Origin of the sequence: Tepidimonas sp., assembly GCF_036824975.1 — a bacterium.
Taxonomy (GTDB): domain Bacteria; phylum Pseudomonadota; class Gammaproteobacteria; order Burkholderiales; family Burkholderiaceae_C; genus Tepidimonas.
Genome location: NZ_DAISZC010000050.1, coordinates 13,180 through 15,768, shown reverse-complemented (window position 1 = coordinate 15,768; position 2,589 = coordinate 13,180). Strand labels below are relative to the sequence as shown.

Annotated in this window: 3 protein-coding genes and 1 pseudogene; 3 read left to right on the top strand and 1 reads right to left on the bottom strand. The window is 67.7% G+C overall.

The window, feature by feature from the left end:
• The 3 genes and pseudogenes from V7Z54_RS07010 to V7Z54_RS09965 all read left to right on the top strand — a co-directional run.
• Window positions 1-131 (top strand): annotated as a pseudogene (locus V7Z54_RS07010) (uracil-DNA glycosylase); the annotation flags it as partial.
• A 116-nt stretch (window positions 132-247) separates the two neighbouring features.
• Window positions 248-451: a hypothetical protein gene (locus V7Z54_RS07005; protein WP_334135407.1), complete on the top strand. Its 204-nt coding sequence runs from the start codon at window positions 248-250 to the stop codon at window positions 449-451.
• A gap of 191 nt (window positions 452-642) precedes the next feature.
• The gene (locus tag V7Z54_RS09965) at window positions 643-1,143 is read left to right on the top strand and encodes a hypothetical protein (protein WP_443082449.1); all 501 of its coding nucleotides are present in this window, start codon (window positions 643-645) and stop codon (window positions 1,141-1,143) included.
• Window positions 1,144-1,364: 221 nt separating this feature from the next.
• Here the strand turns inward: V7Z54_RS09965 and V7Z54_RS06995 are convergent, their stop codons facing one another.
• A complete protein-coding gene (locus tag V7Z54_RS06995) occupies window positions 1,365-2,420 on the bottom strand; it encodes a 6-phosphofructokinase (RefSeq protein ID WP_334135409.1) in 1,056 nt (351 codons plus the stop codon).
• Window positions 2,421-2,589: the final 169 nt, after the last annotated feature.

The window sequence follows — 2,589 nt, the reverse complement described above, 5'->3', positions numbered from 1 at the left end:
TGGAGGTGCCGATCGTGGTCACCTACCACCCGGCCTACCTGCTGCGCAACCCGGCGGACAAGGGCAAAACGTGGGCGGATTTGTGCTTGGCCCTCGAAACCGTTGCGCCGTCGGTGCGTCATGGCGGGTAAATCCGCAACGGCCCGTTCAAAAAGCTGCGCGACGCTTGTACGCCACCGCAGTGGCGCACGGGGTCTTTTACGCACCCGGCCACTTAGCCATTCCGATTAAACAGCAACGATAGGGTATGCACACCAGCCAGGTGGCCCCTGACGCCGTTCACCACCGTGACGTTTTGTGGCGCAACTATGGCTGGCTGACGCCAGCCGTGTTGTTGATGCGCAAGTTGCGCTTTGGCGCCAAGGCCACGGTGATTTCGATGTGTTTTGCGCTGCTGACCGCGCTGCTGGCGCAGGAAATCTGGCGCGCCATCCGCCAGGTGCGCCTGTAGCGCGAGGGCGTGGCGTACCTGCAAACGATGCTGCCCGTGCTGCAAGCAGCGCAGGCGCACCGGGCGCTAGTCGACGGAGCCCTGTTCGGCATCGCCGCCTCGGATGCGCAGCGCGCCGAGGCCGCCGAGACCCTGCGCCGGCACCTGCAGACGCTGCCAGCCATCCCATCGATAACTGGCTGGGAGAGCCGTTGCAGACCGCCACGCACTGGCAGGCCCTGCAAAAAGCCGTTGAAGACCCAACGCAGTCCAGTGCCGACAACGCCAGTGCCACGGCCGTCGCAGCGGCGCTGCGGCTGTGGGAGCGCGTGGCCGAGACCTCGGGCCTGCGCATGGACCCGCAGCCTGCCCTGCACTACCTGATCAGCGCCACCGTGCTGGAAGCGCCCGAGATGTTGCTGGCGCTGTCGCAGACGCGGAGGCTAGCCGCATTCCAGCTGCGCGCGCCCACCGCCGAAACGGGGCAACGGCTGGCGGACCAGGCGGCCCGGCTGGAAGCGGCGCTGGCGCGCGCCCAGCGCCAACTGACGGCCAGCACCGGCATCGATCTTGAAGGTGCGGCTGTTGTAGTACACCAGCGACTCGTAAACCGCGGCGTGGATGCCGTTTTGCAGCGCGTTGTTCTGCGAATGGATGTCCCAGGTGGCGTTTTCGCCCGCACTGCTTCACTTAAAACGGCTTGGCGTGTGTGACGCTCAACCCCAGCGCCAGCGCGGCGCCCATGACAACGCGTTTCAGTTTTTAGGATGGTTACCTTGCGTGTTTCGGGAAAGTGGCGTAACTATGCCCGAGCGGAGGGGCGATTTTGGCTCGGGTAAACCCCGCAAACGGCATGCCAGACCGTCCACCCGGACGCCACCCGCAAGCCAATTGTCATGGCAGCGACATCTTGGCGCACGACCGCCGCCCCCGGTCACGGCTCCCCCAGCGACACGCCGATCTGGCGGGCGGTGCGCAGCAGGGGATGATCCAGCGGCACCGTGCGCGTGCCGTGCACCACGTCGGCCAGCGCCATGCTGCCCAGCCGCCCCTCGTGCAGCGTGACCATGCGGTTGAAGTCGCCGCGCATGACGAGCAGCGCCGCCTCGTTGCCAAACTGGGTGGCCAGCACGCGATCGAAGGGGGTGGGCGAGCCACCACGCTGCACGTGTCCCAACACCGTGGCCCGCACCTCGCACGTCAGCCACGGCTGCAGCGCGGCGCGCAAAGCATGCGCCACGCCACCCAAACGCACCGGGTCGGGGCTGTCGTGCAGCCAAGCCTGCACGGTCTGCTGCCCGCCCACGGGCTTGGCCCCCTCGCCAATGCAGATCAGCGTGTAGCGCTGGCGCTGCGCGCGCTCGCGGCACACCGCTGCCACCGCCTCGATGTCATAGTCGATTTCCGGCAGCAGAATGACGTCGGCGGCGCCCGCTATGCCCGCCTCTAGCGCAATCCAGCCGGCGTAGCGGCCCATGGTCTCGACGATCATGACGCGGCTGTGGCTTTCGGCGGTCGTCTGCAGCCGCTCGATGGCTTCGGTGGCGATGGCCACCGCGGTGTCGAAGCCAAAGCTGCGCTCGCAGCCGACGATGTCGTTGTCGATGGTCTTGGGCACGCCCACAACGGGCAGCCCGCGCTGCGCCAAGCCGTGCGCAATCGCCATCGTGCCGTCGCCGCCGATGGCCACCAGCGCCTGCAGGCCCAACGCGCGCGCGTGCGCCAGCGTGCGCTCGGTGTCGGCTTCGCTGCGCAGCGGGTTGGCGCGGTTGCTGGTGCCCAGGATGGTGCCGCCGCGCATCAAAATGCCGCTGACGTTGGCCCAGTCCAGCGGTCGAATGCGCGGCGCTTCGCCCATCAGGCCGGCAAAGCCGTCCTCGATGCCGATAACTTCGGCGCCGCACTGACGCAGCAGCGATTTGGTGACCGCGCGGATCACCGCGTTCAGTCCGGGGCAGTCACCGCCGCCGGTGAGAATACCGATACGCAAAGTCATAGAGAGGTTTGCTCACAATGTCAATGGGATAAGCGGGTTGGAAGGAGCGCATTGGCGTGCGGCCGGGCGCGGGACCACACGGCCACGGCACTGCCCCAGGGGGCGACGCGGCGTGCTGGCGCGGCCCATGGCGCATCCCTAGCGGGCCGGCAGCGCGGCCTCT